The sequence below is a fragment of the Nocardia sp. NPDC019323 genome, assembly GCF_044389845.1.
GTDB classification, from domain to species: Bacteria; Actinomycetota; Actinomycetes; order Mycobacteriales; family Mycobacteriaceae; genus Nocardia; species Nocardia implantans.
In genome coordinates this window covers 306,856-330,679 of record NZ_JBIRYN010000003.1, presented here as the reverse complement: position 1 = coordinate 330,679, position 23,824 = coordinate 306,856, and the positions used below count along the sequence as shown (strand labels likewise).

Annotated in this window: 18 protein-coding genes; 6 read left to right on the top strand and 12 right to left on the bottom strand. The window is 69.6% G+C overall.

Going from position 1 to position 23,824, the window contains the following annotated elements:
* Position 1: 1 nt before the first annotated feature.
* The 6 genes from ACH49X_RS14460 to ACH49X_RS14435 all read right to left on the bottom strand — a co-directional run bounded on the left by ACH49X_RS14460 (position 2) and on the right by ACH49X_RS14435 (position 6,081).
* Entirely contained in the window at positions 2 to 412 is a 411-nt protein-coding gene (locus ACH49X_RS14460) for an STAS domain-containing protein (protein ID WP_195077532.1), read from the bottom strand.
* 148 nt (positions 413 to 560) lie between these two features.
* Entirely contained in the window at positions 561 to 1,841 is a 1,281-nt protein-coding gene (clpX, locus tag ACH49X_RS14455; protein ID WP_067802795.1) for an ATP-dependent Clp protease ATP-binding subunit ClpX, read from the bottom strand.
* Between the two features lie 462 nt (positions 1,842 to 2,303).
* Positions 2,304 to 2,972 carry an ATP-dependent Clp protease proteolytic subunit gene (locus ACH49X_RS14450; protein WP_039796610.1) on the bottom strand — a complete coding sequence of 223 codons (669 nt, stop codon included), beginning with the start codon at positions 2,970 to 2,972 and terminating at the stop codon, positions 2,304 to 2,306.
* 70 nt (positions 2,973 to 3,042) lie between these two features.
* Positions 3,043 to 3,630 (bottom strand): ATP-dependent Clp protease proteolytic subunit, encoded by a 588-nt coding sequence (locus ACH49X_RS14445; protein WP_067802392.1) that lies wholly within the window; start codon positions 3,628 to 3,630, stop codon positions 3,043 to 3,045.
* Between the two features lie 235 nt (positions 3,631 to 3,865).
* Positions 3,866 to 5,242, bottom strand: a complete 1,377-nt coding sequence (tig, locus tag ACH49X_RS14440; protein ID WP_357205090.1) for a trigger factor — start codon at positions 5,240 to 5,242, stop codon at positions 3,866 to 3,868.
* A 263-nt stretch (positions 5,243 to 5,505) separates the two neighbouring features.
* Positions 5,506 to 6,081 (bottom strand): FKBP-type peptidyl-prolyl cis-trans isomerase, encoded by a 576-nt coding sequence (locus ACH49X_RS14435; protein ID WP_357205087.1) that lies wholly within the window; start codon positions 6,079 to 6,081, stop codon positions 5,506 to 5,508.
* 206 nt (positions 6,082 to 6,287) lie between these two features.
* Between ACH49X_RS14435 and ACH49X_RS14430 the strand changes: the two genes are divergently transcribed.
* The 5 genes from ACH49X_RS14430 (at position 6,288) to ACH49X_RS14410 (ending at position 12,282) form a co-directional block, all read left to right on the top strand.
* Positions 6,288 to 8,756: a phosphoketolase family protein gene (locus ACH49X_RS14430; protein WP_357205084.1), complete on the top strand. Its 2,469-nt coding sequence runs from the start codon at positions 6,288 to 6,290 to the stop codon at positions 8,754 to 8,756.
* Positions 8,757 to 8,821: 65 nt separating this feature from the next.
* Positions 8,822 to 9,442 carry a TetR family transcriptional regulator C-terminal domain-containing protein gene (locus tag ACH49X_RS14425; protein ID WP_357205081.1) on the top strand — a complete coding sequence of 207 codons (621 nt, stop codon included), beginning with the start codon at positions 8,822 to 8,824 and terminating at the stop codon, positions 9,440 to 9,442.
* Between the two features lie 180 nt (positions 9,443 to 9,622).
* Positions 9,623 to 10,372 (top strand): DUF6008 family protein, encoded by a 750-nt coding sequence (locus ACH49X_RS14420; RefSeq protein ID WP_195077527.1) that lies wholly within the window; start codon positions 9,623 to 9,625, stop codon positions 10,370 to 10,372.
* Positions 10,373 to 11,223: 851 nt separating this feature from the next.
* Positions 11,224 to 11,598 carry a hypothetical protein gene (locus ACH49X_RS14415; protein ID WP_357205078.1) on the top strand — a complete coding sequence of 125 codons (375 nt, stop codon included), beginning with the start codon at positions 11,224 to 11,226 and terminating at the stop codon, positions 11,596 to 11,598.
* Positions 11,599 to 11,739: 141 nt separating this feature from the next.
* Positions 11,740 to 12,282: a hypothetical protein gene (locus ACH49X_RS14410; protein ID WP_357205075.1), complete on the top strand. Its 543-nt coding sequence runs from the start codon at positions 11,740 to 11,742 to the stop codon at positions 12,280 to 12,282.
* A gap of 37 nt (positions 12,283 to 12,319) precedes the next feature.
* On the opposite strand, the gene ACH49X_RS14405 is transcribed toward ACH49X_RS14410, so the two are convergent.
* The 4 genes from ACH49X_RS14405 to ACH49X_RS14390 form a co-directional block, all read right to left on the bottom strand.
* The gene (locus ACH49X_RS14405; RefSeq protein WP_357205072.1) at positions 12,320 to 14,872 is read right to left on the bottom strand and encodes a hypothetical protein; all 2,553 of its coding nucleotides are present in this window, start codon (positions 14,870 to 14,872) and stop codon (positions 12,320 to 12,322) included.
* Between the two features lie 42 nt (positions 14,873 to 14,914).
* Positions 14,915 to 17,446, bottom strand: coding sequence for an AAA family ATPase (locus ACH49X_RS14400; RefSeq protein ID WP_357205070.1), 2,532 nt, complete (start codon positions 17,444 to 17,446; stop codon positions 14,915 to 14,917).
* A gap of 115 nt (positions 17,447 to 17,561) precedes the next feature.
* Positions 17,562 to 18,137 (bottom strand): dihydrofolate reductase family protein, encoded by a 576-nt coding sequence (locus ACH49X_RS14395; RefSeq protein WP_323123922.1) that lies wholly within the window; start codon positions 18,135 to 18,137, stop codon positions 17,562 to 17,564.
* A 241-nt stretch (positions 18,138 to 18,378) separates the two neighbouring features.
* Entirely contained in the window at positions 18,379 to 19,113 is a 735-nt protein-coding gene (locus ACH49X_RS14390) for a MerR family transcriptional regulator (protein ID WP_067802421.1), read from the bottom strand.
* Positions 19,114 to 19,317: 204 nt separating this feature from the next.
* Between ACH49X_RS14390 and ACH49X_RS14385 the strand changes: the two genes are divergently transcribed.
* On the top strand, positions 19,318 to 19,674 hold the full coding sequence (locus ACH49X_RS14385) for a DUF1707 domain-containing protein (protein ID WP_195077522.1): 357 nt from the start codon (positions 19,318 to 19,320) through the stop codon (positions 19,672 to 19,674).
* A 6-nt stretch (positions 19,675 to 19,680) separates the two neighbouring features.
* Here the strand turns inward: ACH49X_RS14385 and ACH49X_RS14380 are convergent, their stop codons facing one another.
* Positions 19,681 to 22,056, bottom strand: a complete 2,376-nt coding sequence (locus tag ACH49X_RS14380; RefSeq protein ID WP_323123923.1) for a tetratricopeptide repeat protein — start codon at positions 22,054 to 22,056, stop codon at positions 19,681 to 19,683.
* Positions 22,057 to 22,245: 189 nt separating this feature from the next.
* Positions 22,246 to 23,778: an amino acid permease gene (locus ACH49X_RS14375; RefSeq protein WP_357104467.1), complete on the bottom strand. Its 1,533-nt coding sequence runs from the start codon at positions 23,776 to 23,778 to the stop codon at positions 22,246 to 22,248.
* Between the last annotated feature and the right edge of the window lie 46 nt (positions 23,779 to 23,824).

Sequence of the window (23,824 nt, the reverse complement as noted above, 5' to 3'; positions counted from 1 at the left end):
GTCACGCCGCGTCGAGCACGGCGTCGGCGAGATTCGACACGGTCTCGAAGCGCGCGAGGTCCCCGGCCAGCTGCAGCAGCCGGTCCACGCACCGGGGCCCGGTGACCAGGCGCATCCTGCGGCCGGTCTCGGCCAGCATGGACCGTGCGTCGACCAGGACGTGCAACCCGGCGACCCCGAAGAAGGTGACCTTCGACAGATCGACCACCACCAGCGGCGCCGCCGTGCCCAGCGAGCCGATCAGCCTGCGGCGAAACACTTCGGCGGTGTAATGATCGACTTCGCCGGCCAGCGCGCACAGCGTGACGGAATCGCTCGGCACGGTGACGGAGATCTTGAGCCGCTCGGCAGGGTGATCGGCATTGCGAGCAGCGGTGAGAACGTACGAGGGATTGGCCAAGCCTGCCGACATGAGGACCTCGGTCCAGTCGCCCGCGAGCGATCTCGGGAACCGGATTCGCTCGCGGGAATGATGCGCCCCGGCGCGGAACGCCGGAACTAGGCTGTTTGTTCAACCCTCACGAAGGAGTACCCACTACGACGGGGCGCCACACCCCGAATTACGCCGACTTCTCCCGGCGCTCCGGGCGCTGCGCCTTGCGCGGCACGATGGTGGGCAGGACGTTGTCGTTGACCGTGTCCGCGTTGACGACCACCTTGGCGACATCGTCGCGGCTGGGGATGTCGTACATCGCCGGCTGCAGGACTTCCTCCATGATCGCCCGCAGGCCACGCGCGCCGGTGCCGCGCAGAATCGCCTGATCGGCGACCGCCTCCAGCGCGTCGTCGGTGAACTCGAGATCGACACCGTCCATCTCGAACAGCCGCACGTACTGCTTGACCAGCGCGTTCTTCGGCTCGGAGAGGATCTTGACCAGCGATTCCTTGTCCAGGTTGGTCACCGAGGCGACCACGGGCAGACGACCGATGAACTCGGGGATCAGGCCGAACTTGATCAGGTCCTCGGGCATGACGTCGGCGAAGTGATCGGTGGTGTCGATCTCGGCCTTGGAGCGCACCTCGGCGCCGAAACCGATGCCGCGGTGGCCGGTGCGATCGGAGATGATCTTCTCCAGACCCGCGAAGGCGCCCGCCACGATGAACAGGACGTTCGTGGTGTCGATCTGGATGAACTCCTGGTGCGGGTGCTTGCGCCCGCCCTGCGGCGGCACGCTCGCCTGGGTACCCTCCAGGATCTTCAGCAGGGCCTGCTGCACGCCCTCACCGGACACGTCCCTGGTGATCGACGGGTTCTCGCTCTTGCGGGCGATCTTGTCGACCTCGTCGATGTAGATGATGCCGGTCTCGGCGCGCTTGACGTCGTAGTCGGCGGCCTGGATCAGCTTCAGCAGAATGTTCTCGACGTCCTCGCCGACGTACCCGGCCTCGGTCAGCGCGGTGGCGTCGGCGATGGCGAACGGGACGTTCAGCATCTTCGCCAGCGTCTGGGCCAGATAGGTCTTGCCGCAGCCGGTGGGACCGAGCATCAGGATGTTGGACTTGGCCAGCTCGACGGTCTCGCCGCGGCTGTCGCGCCCCTTGTCGCCGGCCTGGATGCGCTTGTAGTGGTTGTAGACGGCCACCGCGAGAGTGCGCTTGGCGGTGTCCTGGCCGATGACGTAGTTCTCCAGGAACTCCCGGATCTCGGCGGGCTTGGGCAGCTCATCGAGCTTCACCTCGCTGGATTCGGCGAGTTCCTCCTCGATTATCTCGTTGCAGAGATCGATGCACTCGTCGCAGATGTACACCCCTGGTCCCGCAATGAGCTTCTTGACCTGCTTCTGGCTCTTTCCGCAGAACGAGCACTTCAGCAGATCGCCGCCATCTCCGATGCGCGCCATCTCGTGGGTCCCTACTTCCTTGTCCGCGTGCAACCGTCCGTCCAGGTTGCCAGCTGTCCACCACTTTCGCAGCCGCAAACGCATCGGCTGATTTCGTGGCCGGTGGGGCAGTGCCGTCAACCGGGAGCAAAGGTCCCTAGGTTGACCGTACCCGGTGTTCGGGATGGAGGTCGACAACTCGCGCATGTTTCTCGCGCGGGTTGTGCGAGTCGTCACGACGCCGAAAGGCGAAGCGTCCGCCGCGGCGGCAGTCGACACCTCCGCACCGCCCGCGGCGCCGCGCCGCCGGTTCGAACGAATTCTCGAACCCGCGGCCACGCGTGGGCGGTCCGGCCGGGCGGTATGCCCCATTGCGCACTTCCCGGCCGGAATTCCCTGTCACAAAGCAATTCAGAGCGGATCGCCGCCGGGATCGGCAATTCGCCCCGCCGTCCCGGACCGGCCGGAACGGCGATTCGCGCCTTATTTCTGCGCGCTGAGCTTCCGGTAGTCGAAGACCGTGTCGATGATCCCGTACTCCTTGGCCTCCTCGGCCGTGAGGATCTTGTCGCGGTCGGTGTCCTTGCGGATGGTGTCGGCGTCCTTGCCGGTGTGCCGCGCGAGCGTGGTCTCCATCAGGCGGCGCATGCGCTCGATCTCGGCGGCCTGGATCTCCAGATCCGACACCTGACCCTGGATGCCGCCCTCCAGCGAGGGCTGGTGGATCAGCACGCGGGCGTTGGGCAGGCAGGCCCGCTTGCCCGGCGTACCGGCGGCCAGCAGCACGGCGGCGGCCGATGCGGCCTGGCCCAGGCAGACGGTGGCGACGTCGGCGCGCACGTACTGCATGGTGTCGTAGATGGCCATCAGCGAGGTGAACGAGCCACCGGGCGAGTTGATGTACATGGTGATGTCGCGGTCGGGGTCCAGCGACTCCAGCACCAGCAGCTGCGCCATGATGTCGTTCGCCGAGGCGTCGTCCACCTGCACGCCGAGGAAGATGATGCGCTCCTCGAACAGCTTGTTGTACGGGTTGGACTCCTTGACGCCGAAGCTCGAGTGCTCGATGAACGACGGCAGGATGTAGCGCGCCTGCGGGCTCTGCGGTGCCATGCCGGACAGGCCGGCGCGCGGGTCGATCGAATTGGCCATCTTCGTCTCCAAAGTCGGTGCGGCGGCCGGACGTTCGAGGTGTCCGGGGGCCTGTGGGTGATCCGGTGCGTTACTTCTTGGCGCCGTTGGCCTGATTCGCGTGGCTGATCACGTGGTCGATGAAGCCGTATTCCAGGGCTTCGGCCGCGGTGAACCAGCGGTCGCGGTCGGCGTCGGCGGTGACCTGCTCGACCGACTTGCCGGTGTGCAGCGCCTGCAGCTCGTTCAGCTCCCGCTTCGTGTGCGCGAACTGCTCGGCCATGATCGCGATGTCGGCCGCCGAGCCGCCGATCCCCGCGGAGGGCTGGTGCATCATGATCCGCGCGTGCGGCAGCGCGTAGCGCTTGCCCTTGGTGCCCGCGGTGAGCAGGAACTGCCCCATGGACGCGGCGAGGCCCATGCCGTAGGTGGCGATGTCGCACTCGGCGAACTGCATCGTGTCGTAGATGGCCATGCCGGCGGTCACCGATCCGCCCGGCGAGTTGATGTAGAGCGAGATGTCCCTGGTGGGATCCTCCGCCGAGAGCAGCAGGATCTGCGCGCACAGCTTGTTCGCGATGTCGTCGTCGACCTGCGTGCCGAGGAAGATGATGCGCTCACGCAGCAGGCGCTCGTACACCGAATCACTGAGGTTGAGACCAGCAGTCGCGGTTGTCATGACCCCTGCCTGGTTGATTGTCACGGATACCTGCCTTCTCTCGCCGGCTCGTTGCGGATTGCCACATAGCCATCACTGGTTGGATACGCCGCACCCGGTCGGACATGGCCATCCAACTTGCCGTCACAAACATTAACGAAGCAGGGCGGCACCGAACTCCCGGTACCGCCCTTTCTTCGCTCACAGCGCAATCAGCGCACCTCGCGGGCGTCGATCACGCCGACATTCCATGGATTTACTCGGCGTCCGCCGCGGCCGTCTCCTCGGCCGCGTCCTCGCCCGCGGAATCGGCGGGCGCGCCGAACATTTCGGCGGTGTCCACCGGGTTGCCCGCGGAGTCGGTGACGGTCACCTGGCCGACCACGCCCGCCAGCGCCTTGCCGCGCCGCACGTCCGCGAAGATCGCACCGAGCTGGCCCGCCTGCTGCACCTGCTGGATGAACTGCTCCGGCGACAGGCCGTAGCGCTGGGACTGGAACAGGATCCGCTCGGTGAGCTCCTCCTGGCCGACCTGGGTGCCCTCCGCCTCGGCGATCGCGTCCAGCAGCAGCTGGGTCTTGACCGACTTCTCGGCGGCCTGCTTGGTGTCGGCGTCGAACTCCTCGCGGGTGCTGCCCTGCGCCGCGAGCGCCTCGGCGAACTTGGCCTCGTCGTGGTCGAAGCCGTGCACCGCGTCGTGGGTCACCGCGTCGATCTCGGCCTGCACCACGGCGTCGGGCAGCGGCACCTCGACCTGCTCGAGCAGGGTGTCGAGCACCTTGTCACGGATCTCGCCGGCCTGCTGCACCTTCTTGACCCGCTCGACGCGGCTGCGCAGATCGGCCTTCAGCTCCTCCAGCGTGTCGAATTCGCTGGCCAGCTGGGCGAACTCGTCGTCGGCCTCGGGCAGCTCCCGCTCCTTGACGGTCTGCACGGTCACGGTGATGACCGCGTCCTTGCCCGCGTGCTCGCCGGCGACGAGCTTCGAGGTGAACTCCTTCGACTCGCCCGCCGACAATCCGACCAGCGCCTCGTCCAGGCCCTCGATGAGCTGACCGGAGCCGACCTCGTGGGACAGGCCGGTCGTGGCGGCCTCGGCCACCTCCTCGCCGTCCACGGTCGCCGACAGGTCGATGGAGACGAAGTCACCGTTCCGCACCGGACGCTCGACCCCGGTCAGGGTGCCGAAGCGCTGGCGCAGCGACTGCAACTGCTCCTCGATGTCCTCGTCGCCGACGGTGAACGCGTCGACGGTGACCGCGATGCTCGAGTAGTCCGGCAGCGTGATCTCCGGACGCACGTCGACCTCGGCGGTGAAGGCCAGCTCCTGGCCGTCCTCGATCTTGGTGATCTCGATCTCGGGCTGACCGATGACCTTCACCTCGGAGGTGGTGACGGCCTCGCTGTAGCGACCCGGCAGCGCGTCGTTGACGACCTGCTCCAGGATCGCGCCACGGCCGAGACGGGCCTCGAGCAGCTTCGCGGGCGCCTTACCGGGACGGAAGCCGGGGATGCGGACCTGCTTGGCCAGTGCCTTGTACGCGCGGTCGAAATCCGGCTTCAGCTCCTCGAAGGGCACCTCGACATTGATCCGGACCCGGGTCGGGCTCAGCTGCTCGACGGTGCTCTTCACGGACATGCTCCTTGTTCGTTGTTCGTACTGGTTGACGTTCGTTCTGCGGCGCCACGCCCGCGGCGTTCCCGGTTCGGAACGGCGGGCGAAGCGGCCCTACGCCGGCTGCCGCGCTCCCCCACCGGCGCCGATCCGAACCGGAGTCCCGGCCTCGGCCGAGACGACGAGGGGTGCGGCGTACGCCACGCATCCCGACCAGGTTAGTTGACCGGCCCGGCGGGGCTGCACCCGGCGGTGCCCGTGGCGGCGCGTGAGCGGGCGGGCTACTTCCCCACCGACACGGCGTCGGTCACGAAGACCAGCGTCTCGTACGGGGCGATGCCGCGTCCGCCCGCGCCGTAGCCCAGCTCAGGCGGCACGATCAGCAACCGGCGCGCGCCTTCCTTCACACCGACCAGCCCCTGGTCCCAGCCGTCGATGACCTGGCCCGCGCCGAGGGTGAGCTGGAACGGCTTGCCGCGATCGAACGAGCTGTCCAGCGTCTTCTTGTCCGACCAGGTGACCAGCGCGTAGTTCATGGTCAGCTGCTGACCGGGCGCGGCGGCGGGCCCGCTGCCTTCCTGCAGATCCTTGACGATCAGTTGCTTCGGCGGGTCGCAGTTGTCGGGCAGAGTGATCTTCGGCGCCGCGCCGAAATCGCCGCTGACCCCGATATCGTCGGCCGTGCACTCCCTGCCCTTGCTCTGCGTGGCGGGGCGCTGCGCGGAAGGCCCTGCCGCCACGGTGGTCCTCGTCGTGGAGACGGCCGTGGCGGACTCGTCGTCCGAGCCGCAGGCCGCCAGCGCGACGGTGGTCGCGGCGAGGACGCCGATCCCGATGATCCGTCCGAGAATGTGCATGCCGCGGACCCTAGACCACGAGCGGCCGCGGGGCTGGACGGAGTTCACGCGACACGCGCGGGCCGCCCCGCGGAGCCCGCTGCGGCTAGGCTTGGCGGTGAATTCTCCATCCGGCGTTGTCGATTCCGGTCGGCAACCGTTGCAGGACCGGGACGGCGGCCGGTCGCCGTCGCCCCCGATGCCAAGAGCGTGAGGAGAGTCGGCCCATGACCCACATGGCGAGTGCGGGTGGCGATACTTCGGCGGACAACGTCGGCAGCACCGGCGGCCGGACCGTCGCACCGCGTCCCTATCGGCTGGCGGACGTGCCGGGACCGCTGGGGCGCGAGGAGCTGGCGGCGATCGACGCGTGGTGGCGGGCCGCGAACTATCTCGCGGTCGGCCAGATCTACCTGACGGCGAATCCGCTGCTGCGCGAACCGCTGCGCGCCGAGCACGTCAAACCCAGGCTGCTCGGGCACTTCGGCACGGTGCCCGGCCTGAACCTCGTCTGGGTGCACGCCAATCGCGCGATCCGCAGGCGCGACCTGAACGCCGTCTTCGTCGCCGGTCCCGGGCACGGTGGTCCCGGCCCGAACGCGTGCGGCTGGCTGGAAGGCACGTACTCCGAGCTCTACAGCCACATTCCGCAGGACGCCGCGGGCATGGGCGCGCTGTTCCGCCAGTTCTCCTTCCCGGGCGGGGTGCCGAGCCACTGCGCACCGGAGACGCCCGGCTCCTTCCACGAGGGCGGCGAACTCGGCTATTCGCTGCTGCACGCGTTCGGCGCCGCCCTGGACAATCCCGATCTCACCGTGTTCTGCGTGGTCGGCGACGGCGAGGCGGAAACGGGCCCGCTGGCCACCAGCTGGCATGCGAACAAGTTCCTCAATCCGGCGCGCGACGGCGCGGTGCTGCCGATCCTGGCGCTGAACGAGTACAAGATCGCCAACCCCACCATCCTGGCCCGCATTCCGGAAACGGAGCTGCTGACGCTGCTGCGCGGCTACGGCTACGAGCCCGTCGTCGTCGCCGGTGACGATCCCGCCGCCGTGCACCAGGCGATGGCCGCGGCGGTGGACGAGAGCATGGACCGCATCGGACGGATCCAGCGCGCCGCGCGCGACGGCACGGACGGGACGCGCCCGAACTGGCCGATGATCGTGCTGCGCACACCCAAGGGCTGGACCTGTCCCCCGGTGGTGGACGGCGACCAGGTGGCGGGAACCTTCCGCGCGCACCAGGTGCCGCTGCCGGGGGCGCGCTCGGACGAGGGGCACCGCGCGGTGCTGGAACAGTGGCTGCGGTCCTACCGTCCGGAGGAACTGTTCGACGAGGACGGCAAGCCGGTCCCGGAGCTGACCGCTCAGGTGCCCGTCGGCGATCGGCGGATGAGCGCCAATCCGGTCGCCAACGGCGGCACGCTGGTGCGCGACCTGCGCCTGCCGGACTGGCGCGACTTCGGCGTCGAGGTCACCGCGCCCGGCGCGACCTCGCACGAGGCGACCAAGGTGCTCGGCGGCTGGCTGCGCGAGGTCACCAGGCGCAATCCGGACAACTTCCTCACCTTCGCGCCGGACGAACTGGCCAGCAACCGCCTGCAGGACATCCTCGAGGTCACCGGCCGCAACTGGCAGGCGGAGATCGACCCGCGCGACCAGAAACTCGACCGCGCGGGCCGGGTGATCGAGGTGCTGTCCGAGCACATGTGCCAGGGGTTGCTCGAGGGGTATCTGCTCACCGGCAGGCACGGGGTGTTCACCTGCTACGAGGCGTTCATCCACATCGTGGACGCCATGTTCAACCAGCACGCCAAATGGCTCGACGCCAGTTCGGCGGTGCCGTGGCGGCGTCCGATCCCCAGCCTGAACTACCTGCTGTCCTCGCACGTGTGGCGCCAGGACCACAACGGCTTCACCCACCAGGACCCCGGCTTCCTGGACGTCGTGCTGAACAAGAAGGCCTCGATCGTGCGGGTGTATCTGCCGCCGGACGCGAACACACTGCTGTCCACCTACGACCACTGCCTGCGCTCGCGCCACTACGTGAACGTCGTGGTGGCGGGCAAGCAGCCGCAGGCCGACTGGCTGTCGGTGACCGAAGCCGCCGAACACTGCGCGCGCGGGATCGGCATCTGGCCGTGGGCCTGCCACGGCGACGAGGTGGGCACCACACCGGACGTGGTGCTCGCCTGCGCGGGCGACATACCGACGCTGGAGACCCTCGCCGCGGCGGCGATCCTGCGGGAACGCCTGCCCGAGCTGCGCGTCCGGGTGGTGAACGTGGTCGACCTGATGCGGCTGCAACCGCGCGAGGAACATCCGCACGGCCTGCCCGACTGCGAGTTCGACACCCTGTTCACCCGGGACCGGCCGGTGATCTTCGCCTTCCACGGCTATCCGTGGCTGATCCACCGGCTGACCTATCGGCGCGCCAACCACGACGGACTGCACGTCCGTGGTTACCGGGAGCGGGGCACCACCACCACGCCGTTCGACATGGTGATGCTCAACGATCTGGACCGCTACCACTTGGTGATGGACGTCATCGATCGGGTGCCGAGCCTGCGCGAGCGGGCCGCGGGCTTGCGCCAGGAGATGGCCGATGCGCGGTGGACGGCCAGCGCGTGGACCAGGGATCACGGCGAGGACATCCCCGAGGTCGCCGACTGGAGCTGGCCCTACGAGCGCGCCTGAACCGTACGACGGACTTCCGTCCCGGCCGGTGCGGGTTCCGGCCCGGCAGAAGTACGATCGACCGTATGGAAAGTGTCCCGCGAACCGCCGAAATCACCGACAAACGCCTGCTGCGCGGCGCCAGGACCCGCGCCACGGTGCTGCGACACGCGGTCGACATCGCCTCGCTCGACGGATTGGACGGCCTGAGCTTCGGCAGGCTGGCCGAGGACACCGGGCTGAGCAAGGCCGGGATCCAGACCCTGTTCCGCACCAAGGAGGCATTGCAGCTGGCCGCCGTCGACCACGCGCGCGACCGGTTCGTGGAAGCGGTCGTCGAACCTGCCCGGTCCGCGCCGCACGGCGTCGCTCGCCTGCGCGCCTTGGTGGAGCACTGGATGGTCTACGCCACGACGCCGCTGTTCCCTGGCGGATGCTTCCGCGTCGCGACCATGGCCGAGCACGACAGCAAGCCGGGGCCGGTGCGCGACGCCCTGTTCCGCGACCAGCGAGCGTGGGTGCGGCTGCTGGCGCGGGAACTGCGCGCCGCGGCGTCCGCCGGTGAGATCGCCGAGCTGGACGCCGATCTGGCCGCGTTCCAGATCGACGCGGTGCTCTGCGCGACGAACACCGCCCTGCGGATCGGCGATCCGGACGCCGCCGACCGCGCACGCCGCATCGTCGAAAGGTTCTTGCGCACACCCTGACCACGCCCGATACGTCTTCGGTATGACTCGGGCCGAATTGTGAGAGATTTCAGGACATTAGAAAATCGCGGACAGAGACCGTCGCCACCTTGTATCTTGCGGACAACGCGTTTCGCGCGTTTCCGTAGCAACTCCCCCATCCGTCGCCGTTGCCGGAGGGCGCGCAGAAGGGCGGTTCTCATGAACCACACAGCCGAAGCGACCGGGTTGGACATCCTAGGTGCGATCTTGATGGTGGCGTGGATGGTCGTCATGTGGGCGGCCGTCGGCGTGCTCGCCGTCGCGATACGTAAACCGCTGCGACCGTGGATGTTCCGTACCGCGCTCGGGGTCGTCGCGCTGGGCGTCATCGCCCAGATCGGTCACTTCCAGGAGCACGTGGCACAGGTCGGATACTGGGTCCAGCACCCCAACGCACCGTCGTGGATGACCCCGTGGGGCACCGGCTTGGCCAACGGATTCGGCCAGGTGAACCACATGAAACCGGCGCTGGGCATGGAAATCCTGCACCTGGTCGGCAATTTCCACTTCCTCGCCGGACTGGTCGGCGTCGCACTGGTCACCCATCACGCCCTGGAGAGCAAGGCACGCAAGTGGGGCCGCATGGGCGTGCTGATGCAGGGCATCCACGGGCTCGAACATCTCGCGCTCACGCTGACGGTGGCGTTCGGCACCAAGGCGATCGGGTTGTCGACCTTCTTCGGCCTGCTCGATCCGGGCGCGGGCGCGTCCACCTACCGCATCTGGTGGCACTTCCTGGCCAACGTGATCGGCACGAGCATCTTCGCCATGGCGCTGTACTACCTGTGGCGGGAGCGCGCCGTGATCGAGGCGCCGTTCCGCGACCCCGCCGCCGCCAAGCCGAGCCGCGCGCCCGCGGCGGCCGCGGGCGCGGCGGCTCCGGCGTACGCGGCGGTCACCGAAGCCTGATTCAGCGGCCCCATAAGGGCGTCTGCCATCACGGCAGGCGCCCTTTTTCGCGTCGCGACCTAATTACCCTCTCGCCGGGCGGTGCGGCCGGTCTCGGACGACGAATGCCCACCGAAGTCCAGCCTCGTCGGTAGCAAACCGCAGTCCGCTCGACGAGGTTGCGCGGACGTCGATTCCGACCACCCCAGCGCGCGTCGACAACGCATATGTACGCGGATTCCGGCCCGGAAATGCGCCACCCCTGGGGGAGGTCGCGCAGCCCCTCGGGTTCAAGACGCTTGGCGTCGCCGCTGGTCGCGGTGCCGGGCCGCGCGGAAAACGTGGCGACTCTTCCCATGCTCGAGAAAGCACTCGACAAGGGATCGACCCGTCGATTAATGTGACGTTATCCAACGGCACGATGGATAGGGACCCGCCGATCGGACCCCACCGGACCGATCCCCGAGCCCGAGGTGGCGAGATGAACGGACGCGAACGATGACCGGCATCACGCCGCACCAGCGACGGACACAGACCTGGCTCGTCCGCCCGCTGATCGTGAGCGCGATAGCGGCAACGCCGGAAACCCCGGCGCAAGCCGATGCGCTGGCCGGGCCCGACGCGATCGTCGCGGCACCGCGCCCCGCAGACCCGGGCCGCCACGGATACGACAGGCCGGGCTCCTCCCATCCCGACAACCGGGACCGAGCCGACCGGCACCGGCCCGCGGACGAGCCGTCCGCGACGGATGCCGCCCCGATCCCTTCCCCGCCCCCACCTCGCGCGGCAACCACGACCATCGACGTTCGCCGCACCGCCGCCGCTCGAACCGTGTCGCCGCGCACGGCTCGAATCCCGAACGGAGACTTACGATGACCGCCACCACCCATTCCGCCGCACGGCGACTGCTCGCCTGTACCGCGATCGTCGGCATGCTCACCGCCGCCGGCGCCGGCATCGCAGGCGCCGAGTCGCACTCGGGCCCGTCGGACCCGCGCAACGGCACCGGCGACACCAACGGCTGGCACCACATCGATCCGATGGGCTACAACCACAGCGACAACGACCCGCTGCGCGCGGAGGAGCACGACGACGCCATCCGCGACTATCACCAGCGCCAGAGCCGTCCCGCCCCGGCCGACACCACCACGGGCGACTCGTCGGCCAGCCCCAGCTGGTCGCGCGTCGCCCGCCCGGACGGCAGCGGCTACACCGTCTGCCGTCCGCAGGCCCGCTGGTGCCAGTGAGCGCCGGACCGGCTGCACCCACGAACCTTCCGTGACGTCCACTCGGACCGATTGTACCGCTATCTAGCGGCACACTACTTGAAGTATCACCCATCCCGGAAATCCACTCCGGCCGGGATAGCGCACGAAAGAGAAACACCCATGTTCAAGATCAACGGGCTTCGCCGGACGACCGCGTGTGAGGACAAGCGCGGCACGGCACGGACGCTCACCCTGCTGGCGGCGGCAGCGGTGGCGGCGGGCGGCCTGAGCCTCGGCGCGGGCACCGCCGAGGCTCAGGGCGCTGCCTGCCTCTGGGCCGGGGGCGCCTACGGCCAGGGCACCACGGTCGTCGCGGGTGGCTGGACCTTCAGCTGCGGCACCGACGCGGTCGGCGCGCCCTACTGGCATCGCGGCAACGCCGTGCGGCAGGGCAGCACCGTGCCGAACCCGGGCGCCTACACCCACCCTGCGGGCCTGTTCAGCCCCGGCGCCCGCCAGTACGGCACGGAATACAACGACTACTGCGTCGGAAGCCAGCTCATCGAGGGCTCCGAGGACGTCTACCAGGTGGTCTCGGACGGCCGCGGCTCCGTGTGGTGGAAGGCCGCCGGATCGATCGACCAGTGGACCTTCGATCCCGGCACCGGCCCGCAGCATTCCTGGCGGTCGTCGAGCCTGTGCTACGACGGCTCGCTGACCTGACCCGGCCCATCCACCGGCACGCCCGTGACCGCCGCGGTCACGGGCGTGTTCGCGTGCGCGCCGGCCTCCGCTGCGATTCCAGCCGGATCCGCTCCTCGAGGTGATCCGGCACATGCCAGCTGATGTCGGCCCTCGTGGCCGCCATCAGCTTCCTGCGCACGGTCGCCACCTGGGCATCGACCGTCCGGATCGAACTGCCCCTGCGCGCGGCGATGGCGCTGTTGGCCCAGCCCGCGGCGGCCAGCACGGCGACCTCGCGTTCGGCGGGCGTCAGCTCGTCCCAGCGCGAGGCCGTCGACCTGGCCTGCGGCCGCCGCGCGGGCAGCAGGCGGTCGGCGGGCAGCCTGCCAAGCAGCAGCAATTGCAGTTCGTCGCGTTCGGGACGCAGGCGCGCGCCGCGCTGGACCGCCGCCTCGTGCGCCTCCGCGCCGATGACCGCGGTGACCGCCGTGACGGCCTGAGCGGTGCCCCTGGCCACCAGGGTCACCCGATCCGCGACGATGCCCATGGAACGGTGCAGCGTGGCGATCCCGCCTTGCAGATGGGCGATCTCGGTGGCGGCGGCGATCGCCTCGGCGCTGTCGGTGTCCCCCGCCTCGATCCGGGCGGACAGCAGGTAGGTCAGCGCCATCATGATGAAATGCGCGACCCAGCCCGCCGTCCAGGTGTCGCCCGTGATCAGCAGGCGTTCCAGAATGGACTTCCCCAGCGTGACCGCCTCCCGCGCGTCCCCGTGCCGGGAGACCGCGATCATCCAGGCCAGCTCGGCCCACGAGGTCGCCCAGCCCGCGTCGGAGGCCACGGCCCGGTCCAGATGCCTGCGCGCGGCCGCGAGCGCGACGTCCGCCTCACCCAGGTTCGCGTAGGTGAGCGCTTCGAACAATTCGCTGCGCTGCTCGCCGGCCCGGTCGCCGAGCACGGCGAATTTCCGCCGCGCCCTGGCCAGCACGTCCACCGCGCGGATGTCGAGGTGGATCAGCAGCAGCTCGAGCCCCCAGGTGAACTCCACCGCGGCGGGCAGGCCGGCATCGGTGGCGGTCGTCTCACGCCAGCGACGCCGCAGTCGCGCGTCCGGCAGGCACTCCGCGGCGCATTCGTCCAGTAGTTGCGCGGTGTAGGCGTGTCTGCCCTGCCAGATGGCGATCCAGCCCACCAGGGCGGTCGCGTTGATCCGCAGCCGGGTCGGCGGCGGCTCGACCTGCGCGGTGACTTCCAGCGCCTGTTCGGTGAGGCTGGTGATGGCGCGGTTGGACCCGGTGATGAACGGCACGCGCAACGCCATCAGCGTCGCGGCGGTCTCCAACCCGACCACGGCCTCTTCCGGATCGGCCAGACTGGTCTCGATGGCGATGAGGATGTTGTCCCAGGCCGCGCGGGCCCAGTCGATCCACTCCTGTTCCCTCGGGCCGTACCAGAAGGAGGGGCCCGAGGCGACGCGGTCGCGATAGTGCCGCCGGTGCCGGGCGAGCAGCCGCGCCTCGTCGAGGTGGTCGCCGCGGGCGGACAGCCGGTCGCGCACGAACACCCGGACGCTTTCCAGCAGGTAGTAGCGCACCGTGGACGCGGTGATGCGGGCCGACAGCAGCGAGCGCTCGACCAGGCGCTCCAGCAGCCCGCCGATCCGCTCCGCGGGCAGCGCCGCGTCCGCGCACACCGCCACGATCGCGTCCACCTCGGCCCCGCCGCACGGCGTCTCGTCGTCCTCGGCGTCGCAACCGGTGGCGAACACCGACAAGCGGTCCAGCAGCAACTGCTCTTGCGCGGTGCACAGACCGTAGGACCAGGCGATCACGTCGCGCACACTGCGGTGCCGTTCGCCGACGCCGCCCCTGGCGCCGTGCGTCCACTGCAGGCGGCGATCGTCGGTGTCGCCGGACAACTCGCGCAGCACGATCGCGGGTGGCCGGTGCAGCAGCCGCGCCGCGGCCAGGCGGATGAACAGCGGGTTGTTGTCGACGTGCCCGCAGATGCGGGTGGCGATGTCGAGCTGGCCGGGATCCTCGGGAATCGGCCGTCCGGTGCGCTCGGCTCGCCGCCGGAACAGTTCGAGGGCGTGCGCGCTCGACAACGGGGGCACGGTCACCAGTTGCTCGTCGATCCAGCCGATCGGCTCCCTGCTGGTCGCGACGATGGTCAGGCCGGGGGCCGCCTGCAGCAGCCCGATGACGAGCGGGCCGACGCCCGCCAGCACGTGTTCGCAGTTGTCCAGCACCAGGATGGTCCGGTGCGCCTCGCCCTCGACGAAGCCGTCGGCGAAGATCTCCACCAAGCCGTCCCAGGCGGAGCGGCCCGCGATGCCGTTCTTCGCGACCGACAGCAGCACTTCCTCGGCGACCGCCCCGGTCTCCGCGCCGGGCACGAGCCGGGCCAGCCTGGTCCAGTACACCGGGTGCCGGACCGCGCCGCGATAGCGCCGCACGGCTTCGACCGCCAGCGTCGTCTTCCCGATGCCGCCGGGCCCGACCAAAGTGATCAACCGGGCGCTCGACGAGCTGAGCAGGGCTTCTATCCGCCGCAGTTCGGCGTGTCTGCCCACGAACTCACCGGGCGCGGCGGGGCCGTTGTCGCCACCGCTGTTCACCTCCGACATGCCGACGCACCTACCGATCCGGGACTCCACCGCTCGAGCAGCCTAATGGTTGCGACCGGTCCTTTTCCTGTGACCGCGCCTGGGCCGACGCTCGGCTTCGTACCTGACCCGATCGGCCAGCTCGTCGGGTATGTGGGCCGCGATGTCGGCGCGCGAGGCGATCATCAGCTTCTGCCGGATGGTGGCGACCTGCGCGTCGACCGTACGGATGGAGCTGCGCCGGTGCCCGGCGATGGCACTGTTGGGCCAGCCCGCGGCGGCGAAGACGGCGACATCGCGTTCGGCGTCGGACAGATCGTCCCAGCGCGAAGCGGGCCGCCGCGACACCGGTCTGGAGGCGGCCGGGCGATCCGGCCGCCTGGCGGGCGCGACCGCGTCCGCGGTGGGGCACCACAGCGCGTCCAGTTCGGGACGCAACCGCGTTCTGCGCTCGGCGGCGGCGTAGGCCCGGTCGCCGAGCACCGCGCGGGCGACCTCCGCCGCGCCGCGGATCTCGGCGGCGATCAGCGGTACCCGTTCGACGGAGATGCCCATCGAACGCTGCCGCGTCTTGAAACTGCCCACCAGATAGGCGATCTCCGTCGCGGTGTCGGCGCACGCGGCCCGATCGCGGCCCTCGGCGCGCTCCGCGACGAGCACCTGGGCCAGCGCGACGATGTGCGCGCCGACCGCCCAGCTAGCCGTCCAGGTGTCCGGCTCGCCGCGGTAGCGGGTGAGCACGCCGTGCGTCAGTGTCAGCGCCTCCGCGGCGGACCCGTGCTTGGCCAGCGCCACCGCGCGCGCGATCTCGGCCCAGGCGCGCGACAGCGTCGATCCGGAGGACGCCGACCGCGCGAGGAACCGCTCGGTGTGCTCCAGCGCCTGCCGCCGGTCGCCGACGAGGGCGGCGCAGAAGACCACGAACACGTCGCTGCGCTCGGCGCCGATGCGATCGCCCTGTTCGGCGAACTTGCGGCGGGCCCGGGTGAGGACGGCGATCGCGCGCGGGTCGCCGCGCACGAGCATCAGTTCCAGTCCCCACATCCACTCGACCGGCGCGGGCAGACCGAAATCCGTGTCGGTGTAGCGCGGGCCCGCGCCGGGCGGCAGGGCCGCGCGGTCGGCGAGTAGTCGCGGGATGTGATCGGTCCGCCCTTGCCACAGCGCGATCCAGCCGAGCAGCGCGGTGGCCAGGTCGGCGAGCCCGGAGGGGCCGAGGCCGCACCCGCGGGTGGCCTCCAGCGCGCGTTCGGTCAACCGGGTCAGCACGCCTGCGCCGGATTTGACGTACGGCACCTTCATCGACAACAGCACGGTGGCGGTCTCCAGCGCGACCACGGCTTCGGCCGGGTCCGCCAAGCCGGACTCGATGCCGAGCACGATGTCGTTCCAAGCCGATCGCGCCCAGGCCAGCCAGGCTTGATCCTGCGGGCCGAGCCACATGGCCTGCCCGGCGACCACCTTGTCCCGGAAATACCGGCGATGCCGTGCGGCGAGGCGGTCGAGCTCGGCGCGGCCCCGGCGGCACAGCCGCTCACGGGCGAACACCCGGACGCTTCCCACCAGATACCAGCTGACCGTGGTCGCGGTGAGGTGCGCGGACAACAGCGACCGTTCGGTGAGCCGCTCCAGCAGCTGTTCGATCGCACCGGCCGGCAGGTCCTCGTCGGCGCACACCGCGATCGCCGCGTCCAGTTCGATGCCGCCGCGCAGCGACTCGTCATCGGTCTCGTACCCGGCGGCGAAGACCGACAGCCGCTCCAGTAGCAACTGCTCGGCGGGGCCGCACAGCGCGAACGACCACGCGATCACGTCGTAGACGCCGCGGTGGCGCCGTTCGGCGCCCGCCCGTGCCCCGTGGGTCCAGTGCAACCGTTTGTCGTCCGCGTCGCCGGTGAGTTCGTGCAGCACCATGAGCGGCGGCTGATGCCGCAGGCGCGCCGCGGCCAGGCGGATGAACAGCGGATTGTGGTCGACCCGGCGGCAGATCCGCGCGGCGACGGCCGTCGCCTCGCGCTCGTCCGGGATCGCCCGCCCGATGAGTTCGGCCCGCTGCCGGAACAATTCGAGCGACTGCCGCGGCGACAGCGGCGGCACGGGCAGGATGTACTCGTCGGCCCAGCCGATCGGTTCGCGGCTGGTGGCCACGACGGTCAGTCCCGGTGTGGCTTCCAGCAACTCGGTGATCATCGCCGCGACCGCGCCGAGCAGGTGTTCGCAGTTGTCCAGTACCAGGATGGCGCGCTCGGCGGAGCGGTCAGCGCTGGTGAAGGTGCGCACCAGCGCGGACCGGGTCGGCGGCGCACCGAGGTCGGCGCGCACGGCCGACTGCATGACGTCTTGGGCGGTGGCGGTGCTGCCGGCCTCCAACCCGGCCAGCCGCGCCCAGTACACCGGCCTGCCGCGGGCGCGGACGCCGCGGCGCAGCGCCTCCGCCGCCAAGCGCGTCTTGCCGATCCCGCCCGGCCCGACCAGGGTGATCAGGCGCGCGCCGCCGTCCAGCAACGCGCCGAGCCGGTCCAATTCCGTTTCCCGGCCGACGAATTCACTGGTGGATGCAGGCAGCACGCCGCCACGTGCCTGAACCAGGGACATAAAACGAAAGTTAGCCGACGACGCGGCAACGCGCTCGACAATCAGAGGTTACGTCCGAGGTCCGGTCGGCCGCTCACGCGGACGCGGAGGCGGTGCGCGCTTCCCGCGCCGGTTCCTACCTGGCCGACGCCGTCTGCTGGTAGTGCATCTGGACCACCGCGCTGTCGAAGGTCATCACGTCCACCAGCTGCAATCCCGACACCACCGCGGGCGTCGGGAACAGCGGGATCCCGCCGCCGAGCAGGATGGGGTGCACGAACAACCGGTACTCGTCGATCAGGTCGTGCTTCATGAACTCCGACGCCGTCTCCGCGCCGCCGAACAGGACCATGTCGCACCCCGGCCGCGCGCGCAACGCCGTGACCTCCTCGACGAGGTCGCCGCCGACCACGCGGGTGTTCCAGTTCGCCCGCGACATGGTGCGGGAGAACACCAGTTTCGGCGTCTCTTTCCAGCACCGCGCGAAATCCACGTAGAACTCCGAGATCGCCGGATCCACGTCGGCCGTCGGCCAGAACGACGCCATGATCTCGTAGGTCTTGCGGCCGTAGAGGAACAGGTCCGCCGAGCGCAATTCGTCCAGGAACGATTCGCACAGTTCCTCGTCCACCACCGGCCAGTGGACTTCCTGATCCGGCCCTTCCGCGAAGCCGTCGAGCGACATCTGCATCCACAGTGTCACGCTTCCCATGTGCCCACACCCATCTGCTGCCCTTGTGCGACAGAGAGATTGTCGGGCGAAGCGACACTTCGGCGCATCGGTAGGTTGCCCGCAGACATACCTAAGTAGGGGAACTCAGGCGGCTCGGCGCCGCGATCGCGCGCCGGATGACCCCAATATACCGTTGATCAACGGCACGTTACCGCTACGTATCGCCAATGCTGGGAATCTGAAACGGAAATACTTCGATCGGTGCGGCCGCGCGGGAGGATCAAGCGTCCGGCAGCGTCTCGGCCAGCTCCGCGTCCTGGTCGAGATACCTTGCGACGAGCCGGTTCACGAGTTCGGCCGTGGTCTCCGCCGGGACCGCCCTTGTCGCCGCCAGCCGCTGCGCGAGTTCGTCGACCTGCGCGGGGCCGCGTTCGGAGTCCTGGAACGACGCCCACGCGGTGCGACGGAACAGATCCACGTAGCGCCGGGCGATCCGCTCGGCGTCGGCGCGCAGCTTCTCCAGTTCGCCGAGGACCTCCTCGGCCGGGATGCCCGCGGCCGTCATCTGGTCGAGGCTGTGCGCCAGGCGGCGGTCGGCGATCCGGTAGGTCGCCGCGTCGACGGGTTCGTACAGACCCGCGGCCACGACCCGGGCCAGACCGTTGGGCACGTCGCGATAGCGCTCGGCCAACTCGGTCGCCGCGATCGTGTCGGCGGCGTCGACGACGGGCGCCTCGGTGGAGCCGGGCTCGCCGACACCGAGGATGTCCCCCAGGTCGTCACCACGGTCCCAGGCGTTGAGCAATTCCTTGATGCCGTTGAGCTTGATCCCACGATCGAGCAACCTGCTGATGGTGCGCACCCGGTTGAGGTGGTCGGCGCCGTAGAACCCGGTACGCCCCTTGACCTGCGGGGGCGGCAGCACACCGCGTTCGTGGTAAACGCGCAGGCTGCGCACGGTCGTACCGGCCTCACGCGCCAGCTCGTCGATCGTGTATTCCACACCCGCAGTCATACCTCAAGGAAACCACATCGCAACACGTGACGACCGCCGGTGCGCGGCCATTGCCGGGGCGACCGACCGGTCTCTAGCGACGTTTCAGCAAACACCACTGCGTGCGGCGGATCGCCCCGCCGCGGGCGCGCCGGCCGCCCCTTCTTCCCGCCGCTGGAAATCCGTCCGGCGCCCGGTCGCGCCGCTGCGACCTATCCTTCCGGCATGGGTGATTCCGCGGGCCCTCCGGCCAGTCTCGCCGACCGCGAGCGCGCGATGCGCGAGCTGACCCACCACCTGGGCACGGGCCGGCTGTCGCTGGCCGAGTTCGACGAACTCAGCGCGGCCGTCTCGGCCGCGACCAGCAAGACTCAGCTGGCCGAACTGTTCGCCGACCTGCCGGGCAGCACACCGCCACCGGCCGAGGTCACGCCGGTCAACCCGCTGCCACGTCTGGCCGTGCTGGCCGGGGCGACGGTGGTCTTCTCGGTGGCGCTCGCGGTGACCACGGGCACCTGGCTGTGGCTGCTGCTGATCCTGGCCGCGCCAGCTCTTTTCATGCTCACCGCGCGCACCACCTGAGACCGGTCACCACCTGGACTTCGGCCGCACGTAGTTGGCCAGGTCGACCAGGCGATAGCGGTGCAGCCGGTGCGGCGCGATCCTGGCCAGCGCCCGCAGGCTCGTCTCCAGTCCGCGTTGCAGACCCAGCGTGGTGAACGGGAAACCGAGCAGGGTCGCGTCGGGGGTGGCGGATTGCCCGCCCGCGCGCACCCATTCCAGCGCCGCTCCCACCACGATCACTTGCAGTTGCAGCGCCCGCGGTTCGTCGGGCGCGGCGTCCAGCCGCGCGGCCGCCTCCAGCAGATCGGCCTCGGTGGTCTCCGGGATCGGTTGCGAGACCAGCAGCAGACAGCCGGTCATGCGCGCCACGCTCTGATACCGCGACGCCTCAGGCACCTGATCGAGCACCTCGACGGCCTCCAGCAGATCGCCGTCGGCGGCGAGCCTGCGGGCCAGGCCGAACGCCGCGCTCACCACGCCGTGATTGGTCCGCCACACCGTGCGGTAGTACTCCTCGGCGAGCCGATGCCAGCGGTCGTCCGCGGCATCCCCGAGGTGCTGGAGGGTGAGTTCGGCGGTGGCCGCCAGCGCCAGCGCGGGGGCGATCTCACCGGGCAGCATGCCGTGCACCAGGTCGAAGTACTCGTAGGCGCGCTCGTACTGCCCGTCCAGCAGGGCGGCGACGGCCGAGTACCACTCGATGCGCCAGTCCGTGCCGTAGTCGGGCCGCAGATCGGCGAGCCGGTCGCAGGCGGGCACCACCTCGCCCAGGTCGAGGTGCGCGCGCACCGCGGTGAGCGTGCCCTCCAGTTCGAACGTCTCCGGCTCCGGGATGGTCCCGGAGACGATGCGGTCGGCGGTGCGGCGCAGCGCGTCCAGCGCATGCCTCGGATCACCGTGCAGCAGCGTGGACAGCAGATCGGCGCTGGGGTCCTCGCTGTCGATCAGCGGCACCGGCAGGGCGGCGACGACGCTGGGCGCGTCCAGCGCGGGCAGGCGATGCCGTCCGTCGGTCATGCCGTCGGTCTGGCCGATCAACGTCTCGATGCCGAAATCGCCGCGCATCGCGCCGAATTCCAACGACGCCTGCGGATGCTCCTTGCCGGTGTCGTAGGCGAGCACCATGCGCAGCACGCCGGCGAGCTGGCCGTACATCGCGTAGGCGGTCGGGAAGCGGCGGCGCGGATCGGGGTCGGTCGCGCGGCACAGCAGCCGGTACAACGCCGGATAGTCCCGCAGCAGCGGCTGGTCCTCCGGGGAGGGGATGCCTGGCAGCTGGTGTCCCTCGGGGTTCTTGGGCATGTCCAGCACCAGCGCGGCCAGTGTCCGCCCCACGGTGTAGATGTCCGAGGCGACCGTCGGGCCGGTCTCGGTGATCTCCGGCGCCTGATAGCCCGGAGTGCCGTAGATGCTGCCGTAGGACTCCATCGCGGCCACCGCGCCGAGGTCGATCAGCTTGACCTCGTCCTCGCTGACCATGATGTTGTCGGGCTTGAGATCGTTGTAGGCCAACCCGAACGAGTGCAGGTAGTCCAGCGCGGGCAGGATCTCCATCATGAAGGCGATCGCCTCGGAGGCCGGGATGCGTTCGGGCGCACGCAGATCCAGCATCTTCTTCAGCGAGCGCCCGCCCACGTACTCCATGACGATGTAGCCGTCGGCCACGTCGCGCCCGGAGCGGTGCTTGACGAAGTTGTGGATCTTGACGATGCCGGGATAGGCCACCTCGGAGAGGAATTGGCGCTCGGCCAGGGCGACCACGTGCGCCTCGAAGTCGAGCGGGTTCTGCAACCCCTTCAGCACCACCCAGCGGTCGCTCACGTTTCGATCGATCGCCAGGTAGATCCAACCGAGTCCGCCGTGGGCCAGGCAGCCCTGGACCTCGTACTGGTCGGCGACCATCTCCCCCGGTTGGAGCAAGGGCCGGAAGTTGAACGGCGAAGCGCATCTGCCGCACTCGCCTTCGACCGCCCCCGGCTTCCCTTCGGCGGTGCGGCCCACCGGCTGCTGACATTTCCAGCAGAACCGTTTGTGCTCGGGCACTTCCGGGTTCTGCATCACCGCGGTGCGCGGATCGAGCGGACTCACCTTGGGCATGGACACCAGACCGCCGCCCAATCTGCGCCCGCTCGGCCGCGAGCGCCCGCTGCGCCCGGAACCCGGGTCGGACTCGAGTGCGCCGAGCAGCAGCTCGGCGGTCCCGATGGTGTGCTCACCGCCGTCCTCCCGGCCGTCCGGCTCGACGGCGCTGGGAACGGAGTCGACGGCCAGGGCACGTGGTGGCGCGACGTACTGGGGTGTCGACCACGGATTGGGTAGCCGGGGGGGCACTTCGGTCTTGAGCAGATGCCGAGTCGCCCACGGGTGGGAAGTTCGCCGGGGCACGTCGGTACCGCGCATGCGCCGATTCGCCCAAGGGTGCGCAAGTGGACGGTCGGATGCGCTGGGGTGCTCCGGCATACGAACCTCTCAGACCCGCCGTGTGATCGCGGTTTCATTCTGGTCCGCCGCCTGTCGATGCGCGCTGGGGTTGTTCCCGCCATTGGGAATATATCCGCCCCGGGCGAGCGGCCCGGGGCGGATACTGCCTCACTCTTCGTCGGGCTTGTCGAGGATCACCACCGGATCGCCCGATTCGCGGCGCGGCCGCTCGGCGAGGACCGGGAACTGACCGGTGATGCCCTGACGGATCTCCGCGATCTGCAGCACCCGCTTGCGGGCGAGGAACCAGCCGCCGACGAGCGCGGGAACCATGATGACGACCATCGCGATCACGGCGCCGCGCTGCACGTGGTCGTCGCTGAAGGCCATCAGCCCGACCACGACGACCAGGAAGGCCAGCGTGGCGAAGCTGGTGTACGGCGCGCCGATCAGCCGGAACGACGGCCGCTGCGCCCGGCCGGTGCGCGACCAGCGCCACAGCTGCAGCTGGCAGACCACGATCGCGGCCCACGCGAAGATGGTGCCGAGCGCCGACATGTTCAGCACGATCTCGAAGGCCTGCTCGGGCACCACCGCGTTCAGGCCGACGCCGATGAGCGCGACCGCGCCGGTGGCGAGGATGCCGACGTAGGGCACGCCGCCGTTGGACATCCGTGCCGCGATGGTCGGCGCGCTGCCGTTCATCGACATCGAGCGCAGGATACGGCCGGTCGAGTAGAGACCGGCGTTCAGGCTGGAGAACGCCGCGGTCAGCACCACGAGGTTCATCACGGAGCCGGCTCCGTCGACGCCGAGGCGCGAGAAGAAGGTGACGAAGGGGCTCTCACCGTTCTTGAACGCGGTGTACGGCAGCAGCAGCGCCAGCAGGACCAGCGAGCCCACGTAGAACAGCGCGATCCGGGCGATCACCGAGTTGATCGCGCGCGGCATGATCTTCTCCGGGTTCTCCGCCTCACCGGCCGCGGTGCCGACCAGCTCCACCGCCGCGTAGGCGAACACGACGCCGGTGGTGACCAGGACCAGCGGGAGCAACCCGGTCGGGAACAGCCCGCCGTTGTCGGCGATCACGCTCGGGCCGGTGACCTGGCCGTCGATCTTGAAGCGACCGGCGAGGAACACCGTGCCGACGATCAGGAAGGTCACCAGGGCGACCACCTTGATCAGCGCTGCCCAGAACTCGAGTTCGCCGAACCACTTCACCGACACGAGGTTGATGCTGACCACGATCGCGAGCGAGACCAGGGCGATCGTCCACTGCGGTATCGCCTCGAACGCCCCCCAGTAATGGACATACGTCGCGATGGCGGTGATGTCTACGATCCCGGTCATGCACCAGTGGAAGAAGTACATCCACCCGACCGCGAAAGCCAGTTTCTCGCCGTAGAACTCGCGGGCGTAGGAGACGAACGATCCCGAGGAGGGGCGATGCAGCACCAGCTCGCCGAGCGCCCGCAGGATGAAGAAGACGAACACGCCGCAGATGGCGTACACGAGGAACAAGCCGGGGCCGGCACTGGCCAGCCGGCCACCCGCGCCGAGGAACAGGCCGGTGCCGATCGCCCCACCGATCGCGATCATCTGCAGCTGACGCGGGCGCAGCGACTTGTGGTAACCCGAGTCCTCGTCTTCGAGCCCGGCAGGCTGCGCGGCCGCCTCCGCGGGTGGTCGAACTGTGGTCATGGCGATGGCCTTTCAGGTGACGGCGATCATAACTTCGCTCAATGTA

Coding starts and splice junctions, on each gene's coding strand:
- ACH49X_RS14435 (WP_357205087.1), bottom strand. CDS start 6,081: ATGCACATTCTCGGACGGATCATCGGGATCGGCGTCCTCGCCGCGACC.
- ACH49X_RS14405 (WP_357205072.1), bottom strand. CDS start 14,872: ATGTCGGAGGTGAACAGCGGTGGCGACAACGGCCCCGCCGCGCCCGGT.
- ACH49X_RS14375 (WP_357104467.1), bottom strand. CDS start 23,778: ATGACCACAGTTCGACCACCCGCGGAGGCGGCCGCGCAGCCTGCCGGG.
- ACH49X_RS14430 (WP_357205084.1), top strand. CDS start 6,288: ATGACCCACATGGCGAGTGCGGGTGGCGATACTTCGGCGGACAACGTC.
- ACH49X_RS14460 (WP_195077532.1), bottom strand. CDS start 412: ATGTCGGCAGGCTTGGCCAATCCCTCGTACGTTCTCACCGCTGCTCGC.
- ACH49X_RS14445 (WP_067802392.1), bottom strand. CDS start 3,630: ATGACAACCGCGACTGCTGGTCTCAACCTCAGTGATTCGGTGTACGAG.
- ACH49X_RS14395 (WP_323123922.1), bottom strand. CDS start 18,137: ATGGGAAGCGTGACACTGTGGATGCAGATGTCGCTCGACGGCTTCGCG.
- ACH49X_RS14380 (WP_323123923.1), bottom strand. CDS start 22,056: ATGCGCGGTACCGACGTGCCCCGGCGAACTTCCCACCCGTGGGCGACT.
- ACH49X_RS14385 (WP_195077522.1), top strand. CDS start 19,318: ATGGGTGATTCCGCGGGCCCTCCGGCCAGTCTCGCCGACCGCGAGCGC.
- ACH49X_RS14410 (WP_357205075.1), top strand. CDS start 11,740: ATGTTCAAGATCAACGGGCTTCGCCGGACGACCGCGTGTGAGGACAAG.
- ACH49X_RS14390 (WP_067802421.1), bottom strand. CDS start 19,113: ATGACTGCGGGTGTGGAATACACGATCGACGAGCTGGCGCGTGAGGCC.
- ACH49X_RS14420 (WP_195077527.1), top strand. CDS start 9,623: ATGAACCACACAGCCGAAGCGACCGGGTTGGACATCCTAGGTGCGATC.
- ACH49X_RS14400 (WP_357205070.1), bottom strand. CDS start 17,446: ATGTCCCTGGTTCAGGCACGTGGCGGCGTGCTGCCTGCATCCACCAGT.
- ACH49X_RS14450 (WP_039796610.1), bottom strand. CDS start 2,972: ATGGCCAATTCGATCGACCCGCGCGCCGGCCTGTCCGGCATGGCACCG.
- ACH49X_RS14425 (WP_357205081.1), top strand. CDS start 8,822: ATGGAAAGTGTCCCGCGAACCGCCGAAATCACCGACAAACGCCTGCTG.
- ACH49X_RS14415 (WP_357205078.1), top strand. CDS start 11,224: ATGACCGCCACCACCCATTCCGCCGCACGGCGACTGCTCGCCTGTACC.
- clpX (WP_067802795.1), bottom strand. CDS start 1,841: ATGGCGCGCATCGGAGATGGCGGCGATCTGCTGAAGTGCTCGTTCTGC.